Genomic DNA, 24,144 nt, shown 5'->3' on the forward strand with positions numbered 1-24,144 from the left:
GCTATAAATGCTTGGTGCAAAGCGAGCAGAGCCTTTACACCGCCGCCTTGCGCACATTTCGTCCCACCGGGCCGGAGCGTTCTTCGATGGCGTGTTGCAGCGGTTTGCGCAGGCCCATCAGGAATGCCAGTTCCGCGACCACGAACAACGGGCCGATGATCAGCCCGGTCACATCATCGATAAACGCCGGTTTGCGGCCTTCGTAGTAATGGCCGATAAACTGGATGATCCAGCCGACGACGAACAACCCGACCCCCGCACCCAGCCAGACCATGGTGGCCTGTTGCGCCAGAAGTGCGCCAGCCCAGACGCACAACGCCAGCAAACCCGCCATCACCCCACCCAGTGCACGGTCCAGTTTCAGGTAAAAGACCGTCGACGCCAGTGCCACCAAGGCCGCAGGCGAAAACCACAGCCCGCCAATGTCCCAGCCCGGACGCGACAGCAGCACCGCCACCGCCAGCACAATTAAAGGGATACCCACGAAGTGCGTCACGATATTGCGTGAATCACGATGATAGGACGCATATTGGCTGAGATGATCGACAAGGTTTTTCATTATTATTGCTGCCTGCGACGATAATCGGGTTTGGTTAACGTATCGCCTTTGCAATACGATTGCCCGCAATAAAAGGGAGCAAACATGACAAACGGAGTGCTATGGCGGTCGTCGTTGCTGTCCGGCTACTGGTTTTCCCACTTGCCCGCCGCTTTGCAGGATAGCTTGCAGCATGCCGCTCGCCAGGTTCGCAAGACACCAGGCAAGCTGTTGTTCGAAAAAGGCGCGGCGCCATGCGGGCTTTATGCGTTGATGGAAGGCAACGTGCGCATCGGCGGTGCGCATGTACAGCGTCTGGGCCCCCGGCAGGAGCCGATCCCGCGACCTTACTGGTTCGGCGAAGTATCGCTGTTCGACGACCTGCCGCGCCGGTTCGATGTCTGCTCACTGGATCAGACCATTTTTCTGCATGTGCCCCATTCATTTCTGGTCTCGTTGCTCGAACAGCATCCCGAGTACTGGCGTTCGTTTGCCGCGCTGCTGAGCCAGAAACTCGGCTTGCCCCTGCAAAACCCCGAAAAGCTGCGACAACTGCCCCTCAGGTCGCGGGTCGCCTGGCGATTGCTGTTGCTGAGTGAGGGGTATGGGCCGCTGAGTCATGCGCGGCGCTTGATCGCGCTGGATGAAATCAGCTCGCTGCAAGCTATCTCGCTGTCGGCGTTGCTGGAAGTGCTCGAAGACCTGCACGAGCGCAAGGTCGTGCGCCTGGGGATAGGGCAACTGGAAGTGTTCGACGTCGAGAAATTACGCAGGATCGCGAACTTTTCCAGGGCAAAAGCGGCGTGCTGATCACGCGAAGGACGGCGTTTGGAAACATTCCGTAACGGCTCTGTTCGCGCTTCGATTGAGATAGCAAATGGGATTCACTACCATTTCGCCTCATTTGCGAACGCGAGATACCCCGATGCAGGCAAGCAAGCGTCTTCTGGCTGCTCTGACACTGACTTTGCTGGGCGGCACCGCTCAGGCCGCCGACGAGGTGGTGGTGTATTCCTCCCGGATCGACGAGCTGATCAAGCCGGTGTTCGATGCCTACACCGCCAAAACCGGGGTGAAGATCAAATTCATTACCGACAAGGAAGCGCCGTTGATGCAGCGTATCAAGGCCGAGGGCGAGAATGCGACTGCCGACCTGCTGCTGACGGTCGATGCCGGCAACCTGTGGCAGGCCGAGCAAATGGGCATTCTGCAGCCGTTTACCTCGCCGGTGATCGAAGCCAATATCCCCGCGCAATATCGCTCATCTACCCATGGCTGGACCGGCCTGAGCCTGCGCGCGCGCACCATCGCCTACTCCACTGATCGGGTGAAACCGGCGGAGCTGACCACTTACGAGGCGCTGGCCGACAAGAACTGGGAAGGGCGCCTGTGCCTGCGCACCGCGAAGAAGGTCTATAACCAGTCGCTGACCGCCACGTTGATCGAAACCCACGGCGCCGAAGCGTCCGAGAAGATCCTCAAGGGCTGGGTGAACAACCTGTCCACTGATGTGTTTTCCGACGACATCGCTGTGCTGGAGGCGATCAATGCCGGGCAGTGCGACGTCGGCATCGTCAATACTTACTACTACGGCCGCCTGCACAAGCAGAACCCGAAGCTGGCGGTGAAGCTGTTCTGGCCGAACCAGGCGGATCGCGGTGTGCACGTCAACCTGTCAGGCATTGGTCTGACCAGACATGCACCGCACCCGGAAGCCGCCAAGGCACTGGTCGAATGGATGACCGGTCCCGAGGCGCAGAAGATTTTCTCCAGCGTCAATCAGGAGTTCCCGGCCAACCCGAACGTGGCACCGTCGGAAGAAGTGGCGAGCTGGGGTCAGTTCAAGGCTGACACCATCCCGGTCGAAGTGGCAGGCAAGCGCCAGGCAGAAGCCATCCGCATGATGGATCGCGCCGGCTGGAATTGATTTAATACCCACTGCCCTATCGCGCCAACGCTGCAGCGCTCATCGTTATACACAAGTCTGTTTTTGATTCTGGCCGAAGGGCGTGGGAGCGAACNCCCCCACGCCCTTCGGGCAGAAGCGAGAAAGCCCTGTATTCCGGGCTCGTCAGGACTTGTGTATAACGCTGAGCGCTCCAGCATGAGTGAGCCGTGCCGCATAGATGTAGGACTTAAAAACTGATCACTCCTCATTTCGAGAACCCCTTGGCCCATCCTGTCCAACGCCGCTGGTACCCACTGGTCTTTGCCATCGCTGCGCTGGTGTTGTTGCCGCTGAGCGTGTTGCTGCTGTCGTGGGGGACGGTTGACACGCAGATCTGGTCGCACCTGCTCGAAACCCAAATGACGCGCTTGCTGAGCAACACGCTGATCCTGCTGCTCGGGGTCGGCACAGGTGTGACGCTGCTGGGCGTGAGCCTGGCCTGGCTGACCAGCTTGTGCGAATTCCCTGGCCGGCGCTGGCTGGACTGGGCGCTGATGCTGCCGTTCGCGATTCCCGCCTACGTGCTGGCGTTCGTCTTTGTCGGTCTGCTGGATTTTTCCGGCCCGCTGCAAACCCTGATGCGCGAATGGTTCGGCTCCGGCCTGCGTTTGCCGCGTGTGCGCTCCACGGGTGGCGTGATTACCGTGCTGGTGCTGGTTTTCTACCCCTACGTCTACCTGCTGGCACGCACGGCTTTTCTGGCGCAGGGCAAGGGCTTGATGGAGGCCGCGCGCGTCCTGGGGCAAACACCGTTGCAGGCATTCTGGCGAGTGGCGCTGCCGATGGCCCGTCCGGCCATCGGGGCGGGCGTCGCTCTGGCGTTGATGGAAACCCTGGCAGACTTCGGCGCAGTCTCGGTCTTCAACTTCGACACCTTCACCACGGCCATCTACAAAACCTGGTATGGCTTTTTCAGCCTTTCCAGTGCCGCGCAACTGGCGAGCCTGCTGCTGTTGGCTGTGCTGATCCTGCTGTACGGCGAACGCCGGGCCCGAGGTGCGAGCCGTCCAACCAACGAACGTCCCCGAGGCCAGGCGCTTTACCCGCTGCGAGGCTTCAAGGCCTGGGGGGCCAGTTTCTGGTGTGGACTGGTGTTTCTCTGCGCCTTCGTCGTACCGGTGCTGCAACTGATCGTCTGGGTCTGGCAACGTGGCCGGTTCGATCTGGATGAGCGTTACATCGGGCTGATCCTGCACACCCTTTATCTGGGCAGCATCGCCGCCCTGATCACGGTCAGCATGGCATTGATCCTGGCCTTTGCCCGACGTATGGCACCTACGCCCGCGATTCGCTCCGGTGTCAGCCTCGCCAACCTGGGCTATGCCCTGCCGGGTTCGGTACTGGCTGTTTCGATCATGCTGGCATTCAGTTATCTGGACCGTGAGCTGGTGATTCCGCTGTCCGGCTGGCTGGGCGGGGCGGGCAAACCGTTGTTGCTGGGCAGCCTGTCGGCACTGTTGCTGGCCTATCTGGTGCGGTTCATCGCCGTCGCCTTCGGTCCGCTGGAGCACAGCCTGTCGCGCATACGGCCCTCATTGCCCGAAGCCGCGCGCAGCCTGGGCGTCAGTGGTCCGAAGTTGTTTCTTAACGTGTATCTGCCGCTGCTGGTGCCGGGAGCCCTCAGCGCCGCGCTGCTGGTGTTTGTCGATGTGCTCAAAGAAATGCCCGCCACCCTGCTGATGCGCCCGTTTGGCTGGGATACGCTTGCGGTGCGGATCTTCGAAATGACCAGCGAGGGCGAGTGGGCACGCGCGGCGCTGCCCGCTTTGACGCTGGTACTTGTAGGATTATTACCGGTCATCGGGTTGATTCGGCGTTCTGCCCGTCAGATTGGTTAGGTGCGGGGTCTCAACCTTGCGGCTACAATGCGCCGCAATCGGTGCGGTCTGTCAGATTATTCGGTCAGTTGTAAATGTGCTGCAAACCCCGGTCTATTGGGGGCTTGCCGAGTGTTTCTGCCCGCACCTTCGCCACGCCCGGAAGGAGAAACCCATGGGACAGCGTACCCCCCTGTTCGACCTGCACCTCGCCCTTGGCGCAAAAATGGTCGATTTTGGTGGCTGGGACATGCCGTTGCATTATGGATCGCAGGTCGAGGAGCACCATCAGGTGCGCCGCGACTGTGGGGTCTTCGATGTCTCTCACATGAACGTGATCGACGTGACCGGCCGTCAGGCCAACGACTGGCTGCGCTACCTGCTGGCCAATGATGTCGACCGTCTGAAGGCATCAGGTCGGGCGCTTTACAGTGCGATGCTGGATGAGGCTGGCGGAATCATCGACGACATGATCGTCTACCTCACCGCCGACGGTTATCGTCTGGTCGTGAATGCGGCGAACGGTGCCAAGGATCTTGCCTGGATGAAGGCGCAGCTGGGCGATTTCGACGTCCAGCTGAACGAGCGTAGCGAGATGGCGATTCTGGCCATTCAGGGGCCACGGTCGCGGGCCAGAATTGCCGACCTGGTTTCCAGTGCTCGCGGCAAGTTGATTGCCGAGCTCAAACCGTTTGAAGGTCGCGAGGACGCCGACTGGTTCATCGCCCGCACGGGCTATACGGGTGAAGACGGCCTGGAAATCATGCTGCCGGCCGAGCAGGCCCCGAGCTTTTTCAATGAGCTGGTCGGCGCGGGCATCTCCCCCATCGGCCTGGGCGCTCGCGACACATTGCGCCTTGAAGCCGGTATGAACCTGTACGGTCAGGATATCGGCGAAGGTGTTTCACCGCTGGTCTCGAACATTGCCTGGAGCATCGCCTGGGACCCTGCCGACCGTGACTTCATCGGCCGCAAGGCTCTGGAGCGCGAACGGGCCGCAGGCGTGGCCTTCAAGCTGGTTGGACTGGTGCTCGAAGAGCGCGGCGTGTTGCGGGCCCAGCAGGTGGTAAGAATCGCAGAAATTGGCGAAGGTGAGATCACCAGTGGTAGTTTCTCTCCTACGTTGAGCAAATCCATTGCTCTGGCGCGCGTACCGATGGCAACCGCCGACCGGGCCGAGGTGGAAATCCGCGGCAAGTGGTACCCGGTGCGGGTGGTGCAGCCCGCGTTCGTGCGACATGGCAAAGCCCTTATCTAACCTATGGCGGGTTTTCCGCTGACCCGATGTTGAGGATGACTAAATGAGCAATATTCCCGCCGAGCTGCGTTTCGCTGAAAGTCACGAGTGGGCGCGCCTTGAAGCCGATGGCACCGTGACCGTCGGCATCTCGGATCACGCACAGGAAGCGCTGGGCGATGTAGTCTTCGTCGAACTGCCGGAAATCGGTAAAGTGTTCGCAGCGGGTGATACTGCCGGGGTTGTCGAGTCGGTCAAGGCCGCTTCGGACATCTACTCGCCAGTGGCCGGTGAAGTTTTCGAGGTCAATGGGGCATTGGGCGATTCGCCCGAGTCGCTCAACAGCGAGCCTTATAGCGCCTGGATCTTCAAGCTCAAGCCAGCCAGTGCAGAGGCCGATCTGGCCAGGCTGCTGGACGCCGCAGGTTACAAAAGCGCGATCGGCGAGTAACACCGGACAAAAAAATGCCGCTCATCGAGCGGCATTTTTTATGCGTGACACTTACTGGCTTTCAGCAACCAGGTTCTTGTCCAGGATGGCGTTGGCCAATTCCATGTCGGTCGCTTTCAAACCAGGATTTTCTTTACGAACCTGCTGGATAGCAGCTTCCAGAAACGGGCCACGGATGTCGCCATTGCTGGCAACGTAGCTGCCTGCATCATCCTGAGCCGCGACGATCAGCTTGTGATCCTTGAAGGTGAGATAACTCGAGCCAGTGGTGGCACCCGAGGACAATACGTTACGCCAGAAGGTGTCAGCCATCGCTGAACCCATCGGGATGGAAAGCAAGGCTACGGTGGCGACAGCAAACTTGAGACGCATGGTGAGATACTCCGACTGTGGTTGTTCTGAGGGGTTGGATAGCTAAAGCCGTGAACTAGTTCAATCAATGTGAACTGCATGGTTCACTTTAGCTGGTCGAACACGGTCAGGCTTACCTGGGCCGTCGTGTACAAACGCCGCCTCCAACCGGTCTAGCGCTGCTCACTCTGTGGCGTTACTCGCAGCACTTCTTCCAGTGTAGTCAGCCCGGCCGAGACTTTCTGGGCGCCGGACAGGCGCAGGCTGCGCATGCCTTCCTTGAAGGCCTGGCGACGCATGGCGTTGAGGTCCAGGTCTGCGGAAATCAGGGCTTTGATGTTGTCCGACATGACCATGATCTCGTAGACCCCGGCCCGCCCGCGATAACCCGTATCACGGCATTCCACGCAGCCTACCGCCTGATGTGCGCCAGCAGGCACCGGGGCTTGCCACGGACGAGTCAGGGTTTGCCAATCGGTTTCGTTCAGGTTGATCGGCGCCTTGCAATGCGGGCACAGCGTGCGCACCAGGCGTTGCGCCATGACGCCGAGAATGGTCGCCTTGAGCAGGTAATGTGGCACGCCCAGTTCAAGCATGCGGCTGATGGCGCTGGGCGCGTCGTTAGTGTGCAGGGTCGACAGCACCAGGTGACCGGTCAACGCGGCCTGAATCGCCATCTCAGCCGTCTCCAGGTCGCGAATTTCGCCGATCATGATGATATCCGGATCTTGCCGCATCAGAGCACGCACGCCGGCAGCGAAGCTCAGATCGATGTTGTGCTGCACCTGCATCTGATTGAAGGCGGGCTCGACCATCTCGATAGGGTCTTCGATGGTGCAGAGGTTGACCTCTGAGGTCGCCAGCTTCTTGAGGGTGGTGTACAGCGTGGTGGTCTTGCCCGAACCGGTCGGGCCGGTAACCAGGATGATGCCGTTGGGCTGGCGGGTCATGTCCTGCCAGCGCCGCAGGTCATCGCTGGAGAAGCCCAACTGGTCGAAGTCCTTGAGCAGCACTTCGGGGTCGAAAATCCGCATCACCATCTTCTCGCCAAACGCAGTCGGCAGTGTCGATAGCCGCAGTTCTACTTCGCGGTTCTCAGGCGTAGTGGTCTTGACGCGGCCGTCCTGCGGTTTGCGCTTTTCAGCGACGTTCATCCGGCCCAGACTTTTCAGGCGGCTGACAATCGCCATGATCACTTGCGCCGGGAACTGATAGACGTTGTGCAGCACGCCGTCGATGCGAAAACGCACCGTGCCCTGTTCGCGGCGCGGCTCTATATGAATGTCGCTGGCACGTTGCTGGAACGCGTACTGGAACAGCCAGTCGACGATATTGACGATGTGCGCGTCGTTGGCGTCCGGTTCCTGATCGCTGGCACCGAGCTTGAGCAACTGTTCGAAGTTGCCCATGTTGCTCATTTTCTGTTCGGACGCGTTGGCACCGCTGACCGATTTCGCCAGCCGGAAAAACTCCATCGCCATGCGCTGGATGTCTGTCGGGTTGGCAACGACGCGCTTCACCTGGAGTTTAAGTACGTGGGCGAGGTCGGCTTCCCACGAGCGCACATACGGCTGGGCGCTGGCGATGGTCACTGACTCGCGGTCCACCGCCACGGCGAGAATCTTGTGCCGCTGGGCGAAAGCGTAGGACATCAATGGCGTGACAGCTGCCACGTTGATCTTCAGCGGGTCGATGCGCATGTACGGCTGGTCGCAGGCTTTCGCCAGCCAGGCGGTAAGGGTTTCCAGGTCGAGCTTTTTGCCGGGCCGCTTCACGTCGTCAAACTGTAGAGAAGCGAGAAACTCGAGAGGGTGCAACTGAATGTTCGCCGCACTGCGGCGCTGGACAAGCGCGGTTTCCGAGTCGTCCTGGCCGAGAAAGCCTTCCGCGACCAGATCGCGCAACACATCGTTCAGATCGAGCCAGCGATCCTGTGAAGAGGGGGCCAGGGCTGCCATGCGCGCTCCTTGAGACTATTCATCATCAGACGATGAGCAAGAGTAGACGCCAAGCGTGGCAGCGTTGCGCCTTCTGTGCGACCGGGCATTACTGTAGCAGCTAAATGGTTTCAGCCGGGAGGGGAGGCGGCTTGTTGTGCTAATACCACATGGCGCTCTACACATAAGCTCTGAAGAGCCCGGAATGCGAAGCGCTTATGGCTTNTTCTGGCCGGAGGCTGTGGGAGATTCTTGTTCGCGAAAGGGCCGATATACTCTTCGGAAATGTGTCGTCTGAAACACCGTCTTCGCGAACAAGCGAAGCGTCGCCCGGTCCGCTCCCACAGGGATCTTTATTCCGCCCGATACTGCAATTTTAGCCCCACGAAATTGCAGGCTGGACAACGCTGAGCGCTCAGCGTTGTACACAGCTCTGCTTTTGATTCTGGCCAGAGGCCGTGGGAGTGGACTTGTCCACGNTCTCCGAAAATGCATCGTCTGAGCCACCGTCTTCGCGAACAAGCCGCTCCCACGCCCTGCGGGCAAAAGCCTGGAAGCCCGGTATTTTGGGCTTTCAGGATTTATGTATAACGACGAGCACGCAGCGTATGCACGAGAATCATCGTGGTTCAAGGACTGTCACAAACGCAGCAGAGTCTTCCACGCGCGGCTCTGGAACACGGTGATCGCTTGCTGAACACGGGCGTCGAGGACTTCGTCGCTGATGTCCAGGTGAGCCAGTTCTTCCAGTTTGCGTAGTTCGCCGTACAGACGGTCCAGCTCCGGCAAGTCCAGCGCGCCGCGTGCCCAGTGCAGCCAGGCCTGGATGCGCTCGATGCGTGGCAGTTGCTCGGCAAGGTCTTCCGGCTGCTGCTGATAACGGCTCAATTGCAGGGACGTCGCTTCTTCACCCAGCAAGCGCGGTAGCCAGCTGCTCAACAGCGCAGCGCCCTGGCGGTTGCCGCGAGTATTGCGTTCGGCCGTCCAGCTGCGGGCCAGCAACCAGCGTGAGGTGTTCAGCGAGAACTCGCCCCAGCGAGTGTCCTGCAGCTCTTCAAGAAACTGCTCATGCGCTGCGCCACGGACATCGCCATCTTCCTGACCGGCCTGAACCAGCGGGCGCCAGTCTTCCAGCAAGGCGTCCAGTGCGGCACGCAGTTGCGCCGACGAACTGCGCGGTGCGGCCTGCCCCAGACTGCTGGTCAGCGCCCGCAGCTCAGCCAGCATCTCGACCCAGTCCTGCAGCAGTCGCCAGTGGCCGTTGAAACGGTATTGCTCGGCCAGACGCTGGCTGCTGCCCAACAGGTGCCAGGCCAGCGCCGAGTAGGCGTCGTCCAGCGGCGTTTCTGCGTGCAGCGTCGGTGCAGGCAGGCTCAGCGCGTAGCTGCTGGCGTCGAGCAGGCGATAACCGCGCTCGGCCTTGCTGATGTCACACGGCATCAACGGCAGGCTGGCTGCCAGTTCGGCAGCCAGTTCCAGCAGGGCGGCCGGATCACCTTCGCGCAGCTCCAGTTCCAGCTCGCAGATTTCTTCCTTCTGCTTGCCTGCCACCACCTGGCCCAGGTCCAGCGCAGCTTCGATCACGACTTTGGTCTTGCCGCGACCCCAGGCAATTTCGGCTTTTTCACGGATGAAATCGGTGGTGAACAACGGCTTGATGGTTTTCTTGTCCAGCTCGGCCAGTTGCTCGGGCCAGCAATCGCCTTCGAGTTTTTTCAGGTCCAGCTTGGCTTTGGTCAGGTCCCAGTTGTATTCGTTGCGCTCGGACAGGCCGGCCACGCTTTGCCCGCGGGTCTTCATGGTCTGGATGATCTGATCGCCGTCACGACGGATGCGCAGCGCCACCTTGGCGTGGGCCAGCTCGCGCTCAGGGGTATCGAAATACTGGTTCGACAGTTCCAGGCGCTCCCAGCCACTTTTGTTGCGCTTCTTGAGCAGCGGGTGTTCGCGCAGTGCAGCGAGGGTCTCGCGGCTGACGCGGAGTTTGATTTCTGTTTCTTTTTGCATGGCCGGGGGAATCCAAACGCTGATACTGATAACGGGAGCGCAGCCCATGAATGAACGGCTGCTAAGGGCGGCAGTGTACAGGACATGGCCCGAAACGGTTTATTCCTGGGTGGCTATGGCCCTATGATGATCCCTGTTTTGTCTTGATTACAGGAAACGTCCATGCCGTTGCCGTCCATGAAAGACCAGTTTGCCGCCTTGATCGCTGCGCCCTCGGTGAGCTGCACTCAGCCTTCTCTGGACCAGACCAACCGGCCTGTCATCGACCTGCTGGCCGGATGGCTCGGCGATCTGGGTTTCGCCTGCGACATTCAGCAGGTTTCGCCCGGCAAGTTCAACCTGCTGGCGACTTTCGGCACGGGCCCCGGTGGCCTGGTGCTGGCGGGCCACAGCGACACCGTGCCGTTCGACGAAGCGCTGTGGAAAACCGACCCGCTGAAACTGACCGAAGTCGATGGCCGCTGGGTCGGGCTGGGCAGTTGTGACATGAAGGGTTTCTTTGCGCTGGTCATCGAGGCTGTGCGTGGTCTGCTCGATCAGCCGTTCAAGCAGCCGTTGCTGATCCTGGCGACCTGCGATGAAGAAAGCTCGATGGCCGGGGCGCGTGCGCTGGCAGACGCCGGACGCCCGCTGGGCCGAGCGGCGGTGATCGGCGAGCCGACCGGGCTCAAGCCGATCCGCATGCACAAAGGCGTGATGATGGAGCGTATCCATATTCTTGGGCGCAGCGGCCATTCTTCGGACCCGAGCCTCGGGCACAGCGCGCTGGAAGCGATGCACGATGCGATCAGCGAACTCAAGGGCCTGCGCAACCAGTGGCAGCTGGAATACCGCAATCCGCAATTTACCGTGCCGCAACCGACCCTCAACCTGGGCTGCATTCATGGCGGCGACAACCCGAACCGGATCTGCGGTCAGTGTTCGCTGGAGTTCGACCTGCGCCCGCTGCCGGGCATGGACCCGGACGTGCTGCGCTCGGCGATCCGGCAGAAGCTGCAACCGCTCGCCGAACAGCATCAGGTGCAGATCGACTACGCTCCACTGTTCCCCGAGTGTGCGCCGTTCGAACAGGTGGCCGACGCGGAACTGGTGCGTGTGGCTGAACGACTGACCGGTCATACGGCCGCAGCAGTAGCGTTCGGCACCGAAGCGCCTTATCTTCAGCGCCTCGGTTGTGAAACACTGGTGCTCGGCCCGGGTGATATCGCCTGTGCGCATCAGCCGGGGGAATACCTCGAAATGTCACGTCTGGACCCTACAGTGCGTCTGTTACGTCAGTTGATCGAGCATTACTGCCTGACGCCTCAGTGAGTCAGGTTCCACACCTGTTGAATGCAAGGAGATTGCACGTGTTGCCAAGCCTGTTCCGACGATAACCACCACACCGTTGTGCGTGCTTTTTCTTTTCGTCCATTTTATCTACAGGCTCTTGTTGTCATGCCCGACTACGTCAACTGGCTTCGCCACGCGTCTCCCTACATCAATGCCCACCGCGATTGCACCTTCGTCGTCATGCTGCCCGGCGACGGCGTCGCTCATCCCAACTTCGGCAACATCGTTCACGACCTCGTGCTGCTGCACAGTCTGGGCGTGCGGCTGGTGCTGGTGCACGGCTCACGTCCGCAGATCGAAAGTCGTCTGGCCCAGCGCGGTATTGCGCCGCGCTATCATCGCGACCTGCGCATCACTGACACCGAAACCCTGGAATGCGTGATCGACGCCGTCGGCCAGTTGCGCATCGCCATCGAAGCGCGCCTGTCGATGGACATGGCTGCCTCGCCGATGCAGGGCTCACGCCTGCGGGTGACCAGCGGCAACGTGGTGACTGCACGGCCGATCGGGGTGCTCGAGGGCGTCGATTATCAGCACACCGGCGAAGTCCGTCGGGTCGACCGCAAAGGTATCAATCGCTTGCTGGATGAGCGTCATATCGTGCTGCTGTCGCCGCTGGGCTACTCACCGACCGGCGAGATTTTCAATCTGGCCTGCGAAGACGTCGCCACCCGCGCAGCCATCGATCTGGCGGCCGACAAGCTGTTGCTGTTCGGCGAGGAAACCGGTCTGCTGGACGAGCAGGGCCGGCTGGTACGCGAACTGCGCCCGCAACAGGTGCCTGCGCATTTGCAGCGTTTGGGCGGCAACTATCAGGCGGAATTGCTGGATGCGGCGGCCGAAGCCTGTCGCGGTGGTGTGGCACGCAGCCATATCGTCAGTTATGCCGAAGACGGCGCGCTGCTGACCGAGCTGTTTACCCGCGACGGTGGCGGCACGCTGGTGGCGCAGGAGCAATTCGAGCTGGTTCGCGAGGCGGCCATCGAGGACGTCGGTGGTTTGATGGATCTGATCACGCCGCTCGAAGAGCAGGGCATTCTGGTACGCCGTTCCCGTGAAGTGCTGGAGCGTGAGATCACCCAGTTCAGCGTGGTTGAGCGGGAGGGTTTGATCATCGCCTGTGCTGCGCTTTACCCGATTGCCGATTCGGAGGCGGGCGAGCTGGCGTGTCTGGCCGTCAACCCGGAATACCGTCATGGCGGACGCGGTGACGAGCTGCTGGAGCGCATCGAAAACCGCGCCCGAGCGCTGGGCCTCAAAACCCTGTTCGTTCTTACTACGCGCACCGCACACTGGTTCCGCGAGCGCGGCTTCGAGCCCAGCAGCGTCGACCGCCTGCCCAGCGCCCGTGCGTCGCTGTACAACTTCCAGCGTAATTCGAAGATCTTCGAAAAGGCGATTTAAACCAGTCCCGAAGAGCTCGGAAAACGCAGTTTTTAGGGCGCAGGCTGGGCGACGCCTAGCTTGTCCGCGATTGATAGAGTGTAGGAGCGGACTTGTCCGCGAACTGCCGGGAACCGGCAGCAAAACCGGCCACCTCGGTGTACCAGACACAACCGGGGTGGCCTGCTGTTGGGGCTGCTTCGCAGCCCATCGCAGCCGTCGTAACCTCCTGAAACTCCCACGCCCTGCGGGCAGAAGCGCACTCTACAGGGGGCCAGAATCAGTTACTGATCGACAGAATGCTCGCCTGGTACGACCCGACAAAGGTGTCGAAATCCACCACTTCTTCCGTGGCTTCCAGCTCGGCCTGTTCCTCGATGGAGGTTTTGGCCAAAGCTTCGAAGTGGGCCTGTTCTTCGGCGCTCAGCGGGTGAGTGCGGAAGTATTCGGCATGGATCTGGCTTTGGCGCAGGGAGAAGGCGGTAAAGCCCTCGTTATGCGCCTGCATGCTGGCCAGTACCTGGGCGGACGGGGTCAGGGCGGTGTCGTCGATCTTGGTTTGTTGCACGGCAATCGACTTGATGTGCTCATCAATCCCTTGCGCCTGATCGAGCAGCCGGGCAATCGGGGTGATTTTCTCCAGCAACTCGGTGGCCCAGGCTTTGAGCTCGACCGGGCTGTTGTCGCGCAGCAGGTTTAGGCCCGGACGGCGGCCTTCCTTGACCACTGCGAGGAAGTTCGAGCTGGCGTTGGAACACTCATGACCCGCCAGTTGCCGGCTTTCTTCAAGCGCGCAATACAGCACGAACGCATCGATGAAGCGCGACTGCTCCAGGCTGATGCCGGTCGGCAGGAACGGGTTGATGTCCAGACAGCGCACTTCGACGTACTGCACACCACGCGCCACCAGGGCCTGAATAGGGCGTTCGCCGCTGTAAGTCACGCGTTTCGGGCGGATGTTGGAGTAGTACTCGTTTTCGATCTGCAACACATTGGTGTTGAGCTGAATCCATTCGCCGTTCCGGTCATGAGTACCGACCTCGACATAAGGCTGATAAGGCGTGGCCACGGCCTTGCGCAGGCTGTCGGTGTAACTGACCAGATCGTTGTAGCACGGCGTCAGATCGGCCTGAGCATCGCTTTGATAACCCAGATCGCTCATGCGCAGGCTGGTGGCGTAGGGCAGGTACAACGTGTCGGCGTCGAAATGTTGTTCCAGCTGGTGCTCACGGCCGCGCAGGAAACCGGCGTCCAGCGCCGGTGATGCGCCAAACAGGTACATCAGCAGCCAGCTGTAACGGCGGAAATTACGGATCAGCGCGATGTAGGAATGCGACTGATAGTCCCGCGCGTCGCCGGCAAAGTCTTCGGTCTGCTTGAGCAGCGCCCAGGCGTCTTCCGGCAACGAGAAGTTGTAGTGAATGCCGGCAATGCACTGCATGGTCTTGCCATAGCGCAGCGCCAGACCCTTGCGATAGACGTACTTGAGCTTGCCGATGTTCGACGTGCCGTAATACGCGATCGGGATGTGCTCCTCATCAGGCAAAGGGCACGGCATCGACGGGCTCCAGAGCAGCTCTTTATCCAGCTTGCTGTAGGCGAAGCGATGGATCTTGTCGAGGCTGTCGAGGGTTTCAGCCGGGTTCTTCAATGCTGGCGTGATGAACTCCAGCAATGATTCGGAGTAATCGGTCGTGACCTGGCCATTGGTCAGTGCGGCACCCAGAGCTTGCGGATGAGGCGTGCGGGCCAGTTCTGCCGTGGGGGTAACGCGCAGACACTCACGCTCTATACCGTGCAGGCATTGCTCCAGCAAAGAGAGGTTGTTGCGCTCGCCGAGCAAGGCAAGACGACGGTTTAAAAGTTCGCTCAAGGTGTAATCCTTCACGCATCGGTCGCCCCGATATGGGGGTGGACTTGACGGTCTACAAGGGTGAAGAAAGGAACTGGCGTAGTCGCCTGGTTGGTCTGTAACGCCTGTTCACAATCACTGCTCTTCGTCGTACCACCCAAATGGACTCGGCACCACGCTAATGGTGCCGAAATTAACCCAAATGATGTCGATACGGCTAGGTACAGTTCGCAGTGATTGCTTTCATCAGCCTTTGACTGAGTCTAGAGGACCGCAAATGTGCCTTGGGCTTTTGCGACCAGCTTGTCGCCTTGAACCACTTCAGCTTCGACCACTAGCGTCCTGCGGCCCGCATGCAGCACCCTGGCGATGCACACGACTTCGCCATCGGACACGCCACGCACGTAGTTGATCTTGCACTCGATGGTCACGCTGCGCTGGTCGAAACCATGAGAACTGGAACAGGCCAGCCCCATGGCGATATCGACCAGGCTGAAGATTGCCCCGCCGTGCATCACGTTGCCGCGGTTGCGCAGATGCGCCTCCAGCGGCAGCGCGACTTCGGCCACGCCTTCGTCCAGACGCCGCAGCTCGCAGCCGAGCATTTTGAAATAGGCGCTGTGGGTCAGATCCTCGGGGATGTCCATCAGCGCTTCTTCAATTGCTTGGCGTTGGCGAACAGCGAGGCCATGGCGTTGTTGGCCGGTGCCGGTGCAGAAGTTTCCTTGCGCGGTGCGCTGCTCTGCTGGCGCGGCGAAGAGCCGGGGCGAGCGCCACGAGCGCCGTCGATCTTCTCGCCCGGCGTGTCGCTCATGCGCATCGACAGGCCGACGCGTTTGCGCGGGATGTCGACTTCCATGACCTTCACTTTCACCACGTCGCCGGCCTTGACCGCTTCACGCGGGTCCTTGATGAACTTCTCGGACAGTGCCGAGATGTGCACCAGACCGTCCTGATGCACGCCGATATCGACGAACGCACCGAAGTTGGTGACGTTGGTGACGACGCCTTCGAGGATCATGCCCAGTTGCAGGTCCTTGAGGTCTTCGACGCCCTCCTGGAACTCGGCAGTCTTGAACTCCGGACGCGGATCGCGGCCCGGTTTTTCCAGTTCTTGCAGAATGTCGGTCACAGTCGGCAGACCAAAGGTCTCGTCGGTGAACTTCTTCGGGTCCAGACGCTTGAGAAAGCTCGCATCGCCGATCAGCGAACGGATGTCGCGGTCGGTCTGCGCCGCAATCCGCTGCACCAGCGGGTAGGCTTCCGGGTGAACGGCCGACGAGTCCAGCGGGTTGTCACCGTTCATGACGCGCAGAAAACCGGCGGCCTGTTCGAAGGTTTTTTCGCCCAGACGACTGACTTTCTTCAACGAGGCGCGGGTCTTGAAGGCGCCGTTTTCATCGCGATGCGCAACGATGTTCTGCGCCAGTGTGGTGTTGAGGCCGGAAATCCGCGCCAGCAGCGCCACCGACGCGGTGTTCACGTCCACGCCCACGGCGTTTACACAGTCTTCAACCACTGCGTCCAGACCGCGAGCCAGTTTCAGCTGCGAAACGTCATGCTGGTATTGACCGACACCAATGGATTTCGGGTCGATTTTCACCAGCTCGGCCAGCGGATCCTGCAAGCGCCGGGCAATCGACACAGCGCCACGGATCGACACGTCCAGATCAGGGAATTCCTTGGCCGCCAGTTCAGAAGCCGAGTAAACCGATGCGCCGGCTTCCGACACCATGACCTTGGTCATTTTCAGGCCAGGGTATTTTTTGATCAGATCGGCGGCCAGCTTGTCGGTTTCGCGGCTGGCGGTGCCGTTGCCGATAGCGATCAGGTCGACCGAGTGCTTGGCGCACAGCGCAGCCAGCACAGCGATGGTCTGGTCCCACTGGTTTTTCGGCACATGCGGATAGACAGTCGCGTAGTCGAGCAGCTTACCGGTGGCGTCTACCACGGCGACCTTGCAGCCGGTGCGCAAGCCCGGGTCGAGGCCCAGTGTCGCGCGCTGGCCGGCCGGGGCGGCGAGCAGCAGGTCGTGCAGGTTGTGGGCGAACACGTTGATCGCCTCGGTTTCCGCGCTTTCGCGCAGCTCGCCGAGCAGATCGGTTTCCAGATGGCTGTACAGCTTGACCTTCCAGGTCCAGCGCACCACCTCGGCCAGCCACTTGTCGGCAGGGCGGCTCTGGTTCTGGATGCCGAAACGCTCGCCGATCATCAGCTCGCACGGGTGCATGGCGCCCGGCAGTTCTTCGCCGACTTTCAGCGCGCTGCTCAGGAAGCCTTCATTGCGACCGCGGAAAATCGCCAGGGCGCGGTGCGACGGCATGCTCTTGAGCGGCTCGTCGTGTTCGAAATAGTCGCGGAACTTGGCGCCTTCCTCTTCTTTGCCCGGCACCACCCGCGCACTGATCACCGCTTCCTGCTTGAGGAAGCTGCGCAGTTTGTCGAGCAGGGCAGCGTCTTCGGCAAAGCGCTCCATCAGAATGTACTTGGCGCCTTCCAGCGCAGCCTTCACGTCGGCCACGCCTTTTTCAGCGTCGACAAAGCGTGCGGCTTCGGTTTCCGGATTCAGGCCCGGGTCGTTGAACAGGCCATCGGCCAGTTCGCCGAGGCCTGCTTCAAGGGCGATCTGCCCCTTGGTGCGGCGTTTTTGCTTGTAGGGCAGGTACAAATCTTCAAGGCGGGTCTTGGTGTCGGCCAGCTTGATATCGCGAGCGAGTTCCGGGGTCAGCTTGCCTTGCTCTTCGATGCTGGCAAGGATGCTGACGCGCCGGTCGTCCAGTTCGCGCAAGTAGCGCAGGCGTTCTTCCAGATGGCGCAATTGCGTGTCATCGAGGCTGCCGGTCACTTCCTTGCGATAACGGGAAATGAAGGGCACGGTCGAGCCTTCATCCAGTAGTGCGACGGCCGCAGCGACCTGTTGTGGGCGTACGCCGAGTTCTTCGGCGATGCGGCTGTTGATGCTGTCCATAAGACCACCTGGAGTTGTGAGCAAAAAACTGGGGCTGTGTACGAAATTGCCTTGCCTGACTTCCGCCCTGCACGTCCGGCGTTGCCTGACTTTGAGGGCGGCGCATTATACCCGGCGAAGGCGAATTAGGGGATTGGCCGACAAACGTGGTCTTTTTTTCGTGCAAAAGCATGTGCGAGTGCTGCCCCCAGTAAAATCTGCTAACAATGCACACGGTGCGCATCACCGCAGCTACGCCATAATGCGCCCCGAGATCAGAGGAGCATCCGATGAGCAGCACCGCACAAAATGCTGAAGGCGAAAAAATCCTGATTGTCGATGACGATCCGGGGTTGAGCAGTCTCCTTGAACGTTTTTTCACCAGCAAGGGCTACCGTGCCCGCGCTGTTGCGAACGTGGAGCAAATGGACCGATTGCTGGCCCGTGAGGTTTTCAACCTTGTGGTGCTGGATTTGATGCTGCCCGGGGAAGACGGTCTTTCCGCCTGCCGCCGGCTGCGTGCCGCGAACAATCAGGTACCGATCATCATGCTCACCGCCAAGGGCGATGAGCTGAGCCGTATCAAGGGTCTTGAACTGGGGGCCGATGACTATCTGGCCAAACCGTTCAACCCGGACGAGTTGATGGCGCGGGTCAAGGCGGTATTGCGTCGTCAGGCCGCGCCTGTACCCGGTGCCCCCGGCAGCGAAGACGAGTCGGTAAGCTTTGGCGATTACGTGCTGTCGCTGGCGACCCGCGAGCTCAAGCGTGGCGACGAAGTGCACATGCTCACGACCGGCGAGTTTGCGGTACTCAAGGCGCTGGTCATGCACGCTCGCGAGCCGTTGACCCGTGACAAACTGATGAATCTGGCCCGTGGCCGGGAGTGGGATGCGCTGGAACGGTCCATCGACGTGCAGATTTCCCGTCTGCGTCGTCTGATCGAGCCCGATCCGTCCAAACCCCGTTACATCCAGACGGTCTGGGGCGTGGGCTATGTATTCGTTCCAGATGGTGCCGGAAATCGCTGACAACCGGGTTGTCAGCACCGAAATCCGTTATTCCTGCCAGTTACGTCGATAACCGCTCAACAGGTTATCGACGTTCTGGTTTTTTGCGTTCGTCCATCGGGTCTCGCCCGCGTTCGGCAAATTCGCGAGCCTGGCTCGCCTTGCAAAGTGTATGGCTGCTGTTATGAAGACTCCGCTCTGGTTTCCGCAAAGCTTTTTCTCACGCACGCTCTGGCTGGTGCTCATCGTCGTGCTGTTTTCCAAGGCGCTGACGCTGGTCTACCTGCTGATGAACGAAGATGTGCTGGTCGACAGGCAGTATAGCCATGGCGTCGCGCTGACTTTGCGCGCTTACTGGGCGGCCGATGAAAACGATCGCGACGCGATTGCCGAGGCGGCCGGGCTGATTCGTGTCGTGGGCGGTGGCGTGCCGGAAGGTGAGCAGCACTGGCCGTACAGCGAGATTTATCAGCGCCAGATGCAGGCTGAACTGGGCGCCGACACCGAAGTGCGTCTGCGCGTACATGCTCCGCCCGCGCTGTGGGTGCGCGCACCCAGCCTGGGCGATGGCTGGCTGAAAGTGCCACTTTATCCGCATCCGTTGCGCGGCCAGAAAATCTGGAGCGTGCTGGGCTGGTTCCTCGCGATCGGTTTGCTGTCCACGGCGTCGGCCTGGATTTTCGTCCGCCAGCTGAATCAGCCACTCAAACGCCTGGTGTTCGCTGCCCGGCAACTGGGGCAGGGGCGCAGCGTGCGTCTGCCGGTCAGTGACACGCCCAGCGAAATGACCGAAGTCTATCGCGCCTTCAATCAGATGGCCGAGGATGTCGAACAGGCCGGTCAGGAGCGCGAACTGATGCTGGCGGGCGTTTCCCATGACCTGCGAACACCGCTGACCCGCTTGCGCCTGTCGCTGGAACTGATGAACGACAACGAGTTCTCCGAAGGCATGGTGCGCGACATCGAAGACATGGACGCCATTCTCGATCAATTCCTGGCGTTCATTCGTGATGGCCGTGATGAAGAGATTGAAGAGGTGGATCTGGGCGACCTGGTGCGCGATGTCGTGGCACCCTTCAACAACGACGAAGACAGCATCAGGTTGTGCCTGGAGCCTATTCCACCGTTTCCGTTGCGCAGGGTGTCGATGAAGCGCTTGCTGACCAATCTGATCGGCAACGCCCGGCATCATGCGGGTAATGGCATCGAAGTGGCAGCTTACGTGTCAGGCGACAGAAATGCGCCTTATGTCGTTCTCAGCGTATTGGACCGAGGCGCTGGCATTGATCCTTCGGAACTGGACACCATTTTCAATCCGTTCATACGCGGCGATCGCGCGCGTAGCGGCAAGGGCACCGGGCTCGGGTTGGCCATCGTCAAGCGAATCGCGGCCATGCATGGCGGCAATGTCGAATTGAGAAATCGTTCAGGGGGTGGTCTTGAAGCGCGGGTGCGTCTGCCTTTGGGGCTGATGCTGCCCAGGGATGCGATTTAATCTGAAGGGGGAGCGAGGAGAATATAAAGCGCCGTGCAATAGTCATTAAAAGGGTTCGACAGATTTAATGATTACTGCACGCAGCTTGCCTGACCCGGCCCGTTACGGAGGTACTCCCTGTACCCCTAGGTCACGCCGATCCGTTCGATCAACGCATCCCGGCCCCATGGTCATGCGCACACCTTCCTCAGGTCGCGCATATCAGGAAAGTGTCCGCTGCATGGAGCTGACAACTTCCTTGCTGGATCAATACCAGTTCGGGTCTTTGCGCAATTGCTCTTGCAGCAGACCTTTCATGCCGTCGTCAGGCTTGCCCAGGTAGCGGTAAGTCGCGTGACGGGTAGGTGACTTGTCGGCAGGAAGGCCTGCAGGCACTTCGACCAGCATGGCGTAGGCATCTTCCTTATCGAGGCTGACAGCCACGATCAGGCGCTTGCTCTTGCACGTATCGGCGGTTTCGCAAAGCGGCCCCACCAGATACTTGTCACCATCTTCGGCGACCGCCGTCATTTGCTGTTCGGAGGCACCGGACAGGTTAATCACCCAGTCCGGCAACCGCTCTTCCTTCTTGACGACTTTCGCCCAGGTTGTGCGGTACTCAGGGGCAGAACTCAAAAGCTCATTGACCCTGGACTGCCCATCGTTGGCAGCCATGGCCATGGCGCTGCCGCCCAACAACAGGGCGGTGGCCAGTGTGCGAAATGACGTGTGCATCTTTAGCCTCGACCACGACGACCGAAGAAGAACGACACAACGAACATCACCAGGAAGACGACGAACAGGATCTTGGCGATACCAGTAGCCGTACCAGCGATACCGCCAAAGCCCAGTACTGCAGCGATAATGGCGATGATCAGAAACGTGATAGCCCAACTCAACATGGTGATACTCCTTTTTAATGCCGTTTTAATAATATGAGTGCTGCGTTTTTTTCAAAGCGGGTCAGAAAACCCATTTTTGCTGCGGCGCGACTTCATCCACAGAGACCAGACCATCGACAGGGCGAAGGCTCGATGATGCTTCTTTGAGCGCTGGTGCACTGACGTCACGGTAAGAGACGTTGCTGCTGTGAAGGAATTGCTGTCTGGCTTGAGTGGCCTGGCGGGTTTGATCCCAGCGTTGGAATTGTTGAATGGCGATCAGAGTGACCAACAGGGCCAGCATCAGGAAAAGACCTTGCTGGATGTGCAGGGGGGAAATACGCAACTGTGCAATACGCTGGATGTTCATCTGCAAACTCCCCTGGCCTTTAGTCTTGCGATCTGATGGGTCGCCACATTCCGACCTCGATACAGGAGATAGTGCAGAGTGCGTGCCAACTCGTTACACGATATTAAACTCAATAAAATCAGTAGGCTACAAAGTTTTACAGGCGGGTCCTACCAGCAAGCTGCACGATTACACATTTGTAATCGTGCGTTCTGCACGAAGCGTCCTGCGCCCGAGGCTGAAAGGCTCAGCCTGCGCTGCGTGCCATGACCTTCAGGGCATCGCCGTTCACGCCTTTGACGCCGCGAATGTTTCTCGCGATTTCAATCGCCAACTCCTTCTCAGCGAAGTTGGCAACGACGCCATTCAAGCTCACGACCCCGGCCTTGGTGTCCACTTTGATGTTCAGTCCGTCCAGCGTGCGGCTGTAGATCAGGCTCGCCTTCACCTTGCTGGTGATCCACGCGTCACTCATCTCTTCAGTCGGCGTCAGCGACTGCGGTTGTGCTTTGGCGGCTATCGAGTCCGCGGCGCTCAGGCTGATCAGGTTGTTGACGCTGACGACGCCATCGGTGTTGCTCGCCAGGCTCCCCGCCAATTCTTTCGCTTCCGGGCTTTGGGCGCGGCCCTTGAGCGTGATCACGCCATCCTTGCTGTCGACGTCAATGTTCAAGCCTTCGGTGACACTGCTCCACAGCAGTTTGGATTTCACCGTGGCGACCAGCGTGGCGTCGTCGAAACGCTGAGCCATGGCGGTGCGAGTGCCGGCTTCGCTGGCCACCGATGCATCGACCTGTAGCTGATTGTCGACTTTTTCGATCCCTTTGACGTCCAGCGCAATGCGTTCTGCCAATTCGCGATCCACTTCGCTTTCGACCTTGCCCTTCAGAATGGCCGTACCTTGCTCGACATCCACATCGATCTTGAAAGGGCTTAGATGTTTGTTCAGCGCAAAGGCCGTCCAGATAGATCCTTCCTGCCGCGCTTCGGCAAGCTGGGTGGGCAGATCAGGCTGGGCAAGCACCGGGCCGCTGCCCAGCATTGCAGTGGCGGCAGTGATCAGCGCGATCTTTTTCAGTGAAAACATGTGAGCGTTCCTTTTGAAATGAATGTTGTCTCCGAACAGACGGTTTAAACGGCATAAACAGCGGGCGATCAGGCCATTCGCTATTAAACGGACAGATAGCTACCACGAATGCCGCAGAATCAATCAGAATTGACCATGCAACTTGCCCGATGATTCCGAGACTAACTGAGACAATTCATTAAGGAGCGTAGGAAAAATGGAAGCAGCCACTGAGAATCAGGGCCGTATTCTGCTTGTGGACGATGAGTCCGCCATCCTCCGCACCTTCCGATACTGTTTGGAAGACGAAGGTTACAGCGTCGCCACTGCCAACAGCGCAGCGCAGGCGGACACGCTCATGCAACGCCAAGTATTTGATTTGTGCTTTCTGGATCTGCGTCTGGGTGAGGACAATGGCCTCGACGTGCTGGCCCAGATGCGTATCCAGGCGCCGTGGATGCGCGTGGTCATTGTGACCGCGCATTCGGCCGTCGATACCGCTGTCGATGCCATTCAGGCTGGCGCGGCCGACTATCTGGTAAAACCGTGCAGCCCGGATCAGCTGCGTCTGGCCACCGCCAAGCAGTTGGAAGTGCGACAGCTTTCTGCCCGTCTCGAGGCACTGGAAGGCGAGGTTCGCAAGCCCAAGGACGGTCTGGATTCCCACAGCCCGTCGATGATGGCGATTCTGGAAACGGCCCGTCAGGTTGCAGTGACTGACGCCAACATTCTGATTCTGGGTGAGTCAGGCACGGGTAAAGGCGAGCTGGCCCGCGCGATTCATGGCTGGAGCAAGCGCGCCAAGAAGTCTTGCGTCACGATCAACTGCCCGTCGCTGACTGCTGAGTTGATGGAGAGCGAGCTGTTCGGTCACAGTCGTGGAGCCTTTACCGGTGCCAGTGAAAGCACCCTGGGGCGTGTTAATCAGGCGGATGGCGGCACGCTGTTTCTCGACGAAATCGGCGATTTTCCATTGACGTTGCAGCCAAAGTTGCTGCGTTTCATCCAGGACAAGGAATACGAGCGCGTGGGCGATCCGGTCACTCGGCGGGCTGATGTGCGTATTCTGGCGGCCACCAACCTCAATCTGGAGGACATGGTGCGCAGCGGGCGTTTCCGTGAGGACTTGCTGTACCGTCTGAACGTTATCACCCTGCATTTGCCTGCCTTGCGCGAGCGCAGTGAAGACATTCTGACCCTGGCGGACCGCTTTCTGGCGCGTTTCGTCAAGGACTACGCCCGCCCGGCGCGTGGTTTCAGCGATGAAGCACGTGCTGCGCTGCTCAACTACCGCTGGCCCGGCAATATCCGCGAACTGCGTAACGTCATCGAACGCGCCAGTATCATCTGCCCGCAAGAGCGCGTGGAGGTCAGCCACTTGGGCATGGCCGAGCAACCGGTTAACAATGCGCCGCGTGTCGGTGCCGCGTTGAGCCTGGACGAGCTGGAAAAAGCACACATCGGCGCAGTCCTGGCCACCAGCGAAACGCTCGATCAGGCCGCGAAAACACTGGGTATCGACGCTTCTACTCTTTACCGCAAACGTAAACAGTACAACCTGTGA

21 protein-coding genes are annotated in these 24,144 nt (G+C 59.9%); 10 read left to right on the top strand and 11 right to left on the bottom strand.

Features of this window, described 5'->3' with window-relative positions; genetic code table 11:
• Positions 1-34: 34 nt before the first annotated feature.
• Complete coding sequence (locus ABJ99_RS02650) at positions 35-559, bottom strand: Mpo1 family 2-hydroxy fatty acid dioxygenase (RefSeq protein ID WP_054084494.1); 525 nt, start codon at positions 557-559, stop codon at positions 35-37.
• 84 nt (positions 560-643) lie between these two features.
• Between ABJ99_RS02650 and ABJ99_RS02655 the strand changes: the two genes are divergently transcribed.
• From ABJ99_RS02655 to gcvH, 5 genes are all read left to right on the top strand, one after another.
• Positions 644-1,348 (top strand): Crp/Fnr family transcriptional regulator, encoded by a 705-nt coding sequence (locus tag ABJ99_RS02655; protein ID WP_054084495.1) that lies wholly within the window; start codon positions 644-646, stop codon positions 1,346-1,348.
• 115 nt (positions 1,349-1,463) lie between these two features.
• Positions 1,464-2,465, top strand: a complete 1,002-nt coding sequence (locus tag ABJ99_RS02660) for an extracellular solute-binding protein (protein ID WP_054084496.1) — start codon at positions 1,464-1,466, stop codon at positions 2,463-2,465.
• Between the two features lie 242 nt (positions 2,466-2,707).
• Positions 2,708-4,324 carry an ABC transporter permease gene (locus ABJ99_RS02665; RefSeq protein ID WP_054084497.1) on the top strand — a complete coding sequence of 539 codons (1,617 nt, stop codon included), beginning with the start codon at positions 2,708-2,710 and terminating at the stop codon, positions 4,322-4,324.
• 154 nt (positions 4,325-4,478) lie between these two features.
• Positions 4,479-5,561, top strand: coding sequence for a glycine cleavage system aminomethyltransferase GcvT (gene gcvT / locus ABJ99_RS02670; RefSeq protein WP_054084498.1), 1,083 nt, complete (start codon positions 4,479-4,481; stop codon positions 5,559-5,561).
• Between the two features lie 43 nt (positions 5,562-5,604).
• Positions 5,605-5,991 carry a glycine cleavage system protein GcvH gene (gene gcvH, locus ABJ99_RS02675; protein WP_054084499.1) on the top strand — a complete coding sequence of 129 codons (387 nt, stop codon included), beginning with the start codon at positions 5,605-5,607 and terminating at the stop codon, positions 5,989-5,991.
• A 51-nt stretch (positions 5,992-6,042) separates the two neighbouring features.
• Here gcvH and ABJ99_RS02680 read toward each other — a convergent pair whose 3' ends face one another.
• From ABJ99_RS02680 to ABJ99_RS02690, 3 genes are all read right to left on the bottom strand, one after another.
• A complete protein-coding gene (locus tag ABJ99_RS02680) occupies positions 6,043-6,363 on the bottom strand; it encodes a DUF2388 domain-containing protein (RefSeq protein ID WP_007248201.1) in 321 nt (106 codons plus the stop codon).
• Positions 6,364-6,515: 152 nt separating this feature from the next.
• Entirely contained in the window at positions 6,516-8,300 is a 1,785-nt protein-coding gene (locus tag ABJ99_RS02685) for a GspE/PulE family protein (RefSeq protein WP_054084500.1), read from the bottom strand.
• Positions 8,301-8,918: 618 nt separating this feature from the next.
• Positions 8,919-10,286 (bottom strand): CYTH domain-containing protein, encoded by a 1,368-nt coding sequence (locus tag ABJ99_RS02690; RefSeq protein ID WP_054084501.1) that lies wholly within the window; start codon positions 10,284-10,286, stop codon positions 8,919-8,921.
• A 162-nt stretch (positions 10,287-10,448) separates the two neighbouring features.
• On the opposite strand from ABJ99_RS02690, the gene argE reads away from it, so the two are divergent.
• Both argE and argA read left to right on the top strand, forming a co-directional pair.
• A complete protein-coding gene (gene argE / locus ABJ99_RS02695) occupies positions 10,449-11,597 on the top strand; it encodes an acetylornithine deacetylase (RefSeq protein WP_007248198.1) in 1,149 nt (382 codons plus the stop codon).
• Positions 11,598-11,723: 126 nt separating this feature from the next.
• Complete coding sequence (gene argA / locus ABJ99_RS02700; protein ID WP_007248197.1) at positions 11,724-13,022, top strand: amino-acid N-acetyltransferase; 1,299 nt, start codon at positions 11,724-11,726, stop codon at positions 13,020-13,022.
• A gap of 259 nt (positions 13,023-13,281) precedes the next feature.
• Here argA and gshA read toward each other — a convergent pair whose 3' ends face one another.
• The 3 genes from gshA to ABJ99_RS02715 all read right to left on the bottom strand — a co-directional run bounded on the left by gshA (position 13,282) and on the right by ABJ99_RS02715 (position 17,821).
• On the bottom strand, positions 13,282-14,874 hold the full coding sequence (gene gshA, locus ABJ99_RS02705) for a glutamate--cysteine ligase (protein ID WP_054084502.1): 1,593 nt from the start codon (positions 14,872-14,874) through the stop codon (positions 13,282-13,284).
• A 242-nt stretch (positions 14,875-15,116) separates the two neighbouring features.
• Complete coding sequence (locus tag ABJ99_RS02710) at positions 15,117-15,500, bottom strand: PaaI family thioesterase (RefSeq protein ID WP_054084503.1); 384 nt, start codon at positions 15,498-15,500, stop codon at positions 15,117-15,119.
• A complete protein-coding gene (locus ABJ99_RS02715; protein ID WP_054084504.1) occupies positions 15,500-17,821 on the bottom strand; it encodes a Tex family protein in 2,322 nt (773 codons plus the stop codon). Before ABJ99_RS02715 ends, ABJ99_RS02710 begins: the two co-directional genes overlap by 1 nt.
• 269 nt (positions 17,822-18,090) lie before the next feature.
• Here ABJ99_RS02715 and ompR point away from each other — a divergent pair, with 269 nt between their 5' ends.
• Positions 18,091-18,831 carry an osmolarity response regulator transcription factor OmpR gene (gene ompR, locus ABJ99_RS02720; protein ID WP_007248192.1) on the top strand — a complete coding sequence of 247 codons (741 nt, stop codon included), beginning with the start codon at positions 18,091-18,093 and terminating at the stop codon, positions 18,829-18,831.
• 163 nt (positions 18,832-18,994) lie between these two features.
• Positions 18,995-20,305: an ATP-binding protein gene (locus ABJ99_RS02725; protein WP_054080137.1), complete on the top strand. Its 1,311-nt coding sequence runs from the start codon at positions 18,995-18,997 to the stop codon at positions 20,303-20,305.
• Positions 20,306-20,551: 246 nt separating this feature from the next.
• Here the strand turns inward: ABJ99_RS02725 and ABJ99_RS02730 are convergent, their stop codons facing one another.
• From ABJ99_RS02730 to ABJ99_RS02745, 4 genes are all read right to left on the bottom strand, one after another.
• Complete coding sequence (locus ABJ99_RS02730; protein WP_054084505.1) at positions 20,552-21,019, bottom strand: inhibitor of vertebrate lysozyme family protein; 468 nt, start codon at positions 21,017-21,019, stop codon at positions 20,552-20,554.
• Positions 21,020-21,021: 2 nt separating this feature from the next.
• Positions 21,022-21,186 (bottom strand): DUF1328 domain-containing protein, encoded by a 165-nt coding sequence (locus ABJ99_RS02735; protein WP_003380232.1) that lies wholly within the window; start codon positions 21,184-21,186, stop codon positions 21,022-21,024.
• Between the two features lie 61 nt (positions 21,187-21,247).
• Positions 21,248-21,535 carry a hypothetical protein gene (locus tag ABJ99_RS02740; protein ID WP_054084506.1) on the bottom strand — a complete coding sequence of 96 codons (288 nt, stop codon included), beginning with the start codon at positions 21,533-21,535 and terminating at the stop codon, positions 21,248-21,250.
• Positions 21,536-21,761: 226 nt separating this feature from the next.
• On the bottom strand, positions 21,762-22,601 hold the full coding sequence (locus ABJ99_RS02745) for a BON domain-containing protein (RefSeq protein WP_054084507.1): 840 nt from the start codon (positions 22,599-22,601) through the stop codon (positions 21,762-21,764).
• A gap of 196 nt (positions 22,602-22,797) precedes the next feature.
• Between ABJ99_RS02745 and algB the strand changes: the two genes are divergently transcribed.
• Complete coding sequence (gene algB / locus ABJ99_RS02750) at positions 22,798-24,144, top strand: sigma-54-dependent response regulator transcription factor AlgB (protein WP_007248187.1); 1,347 nt, start codon at positions 22,798-22,800, stop codon at positions 24,142-24,144.

The sequence above is a fragment of the Pseudomonas syringae pv. cilantro genome, from assembly GCF_001293775.1.
In the GTDB taxonomy this organism is placed as follows: Bacteria; Pseudomonadota; Gammaproteobacteria; order Pseudomonadales; family Pseudomonadaceae; genus Aquipseudomonas; species Aquipseudomonas syringae_P.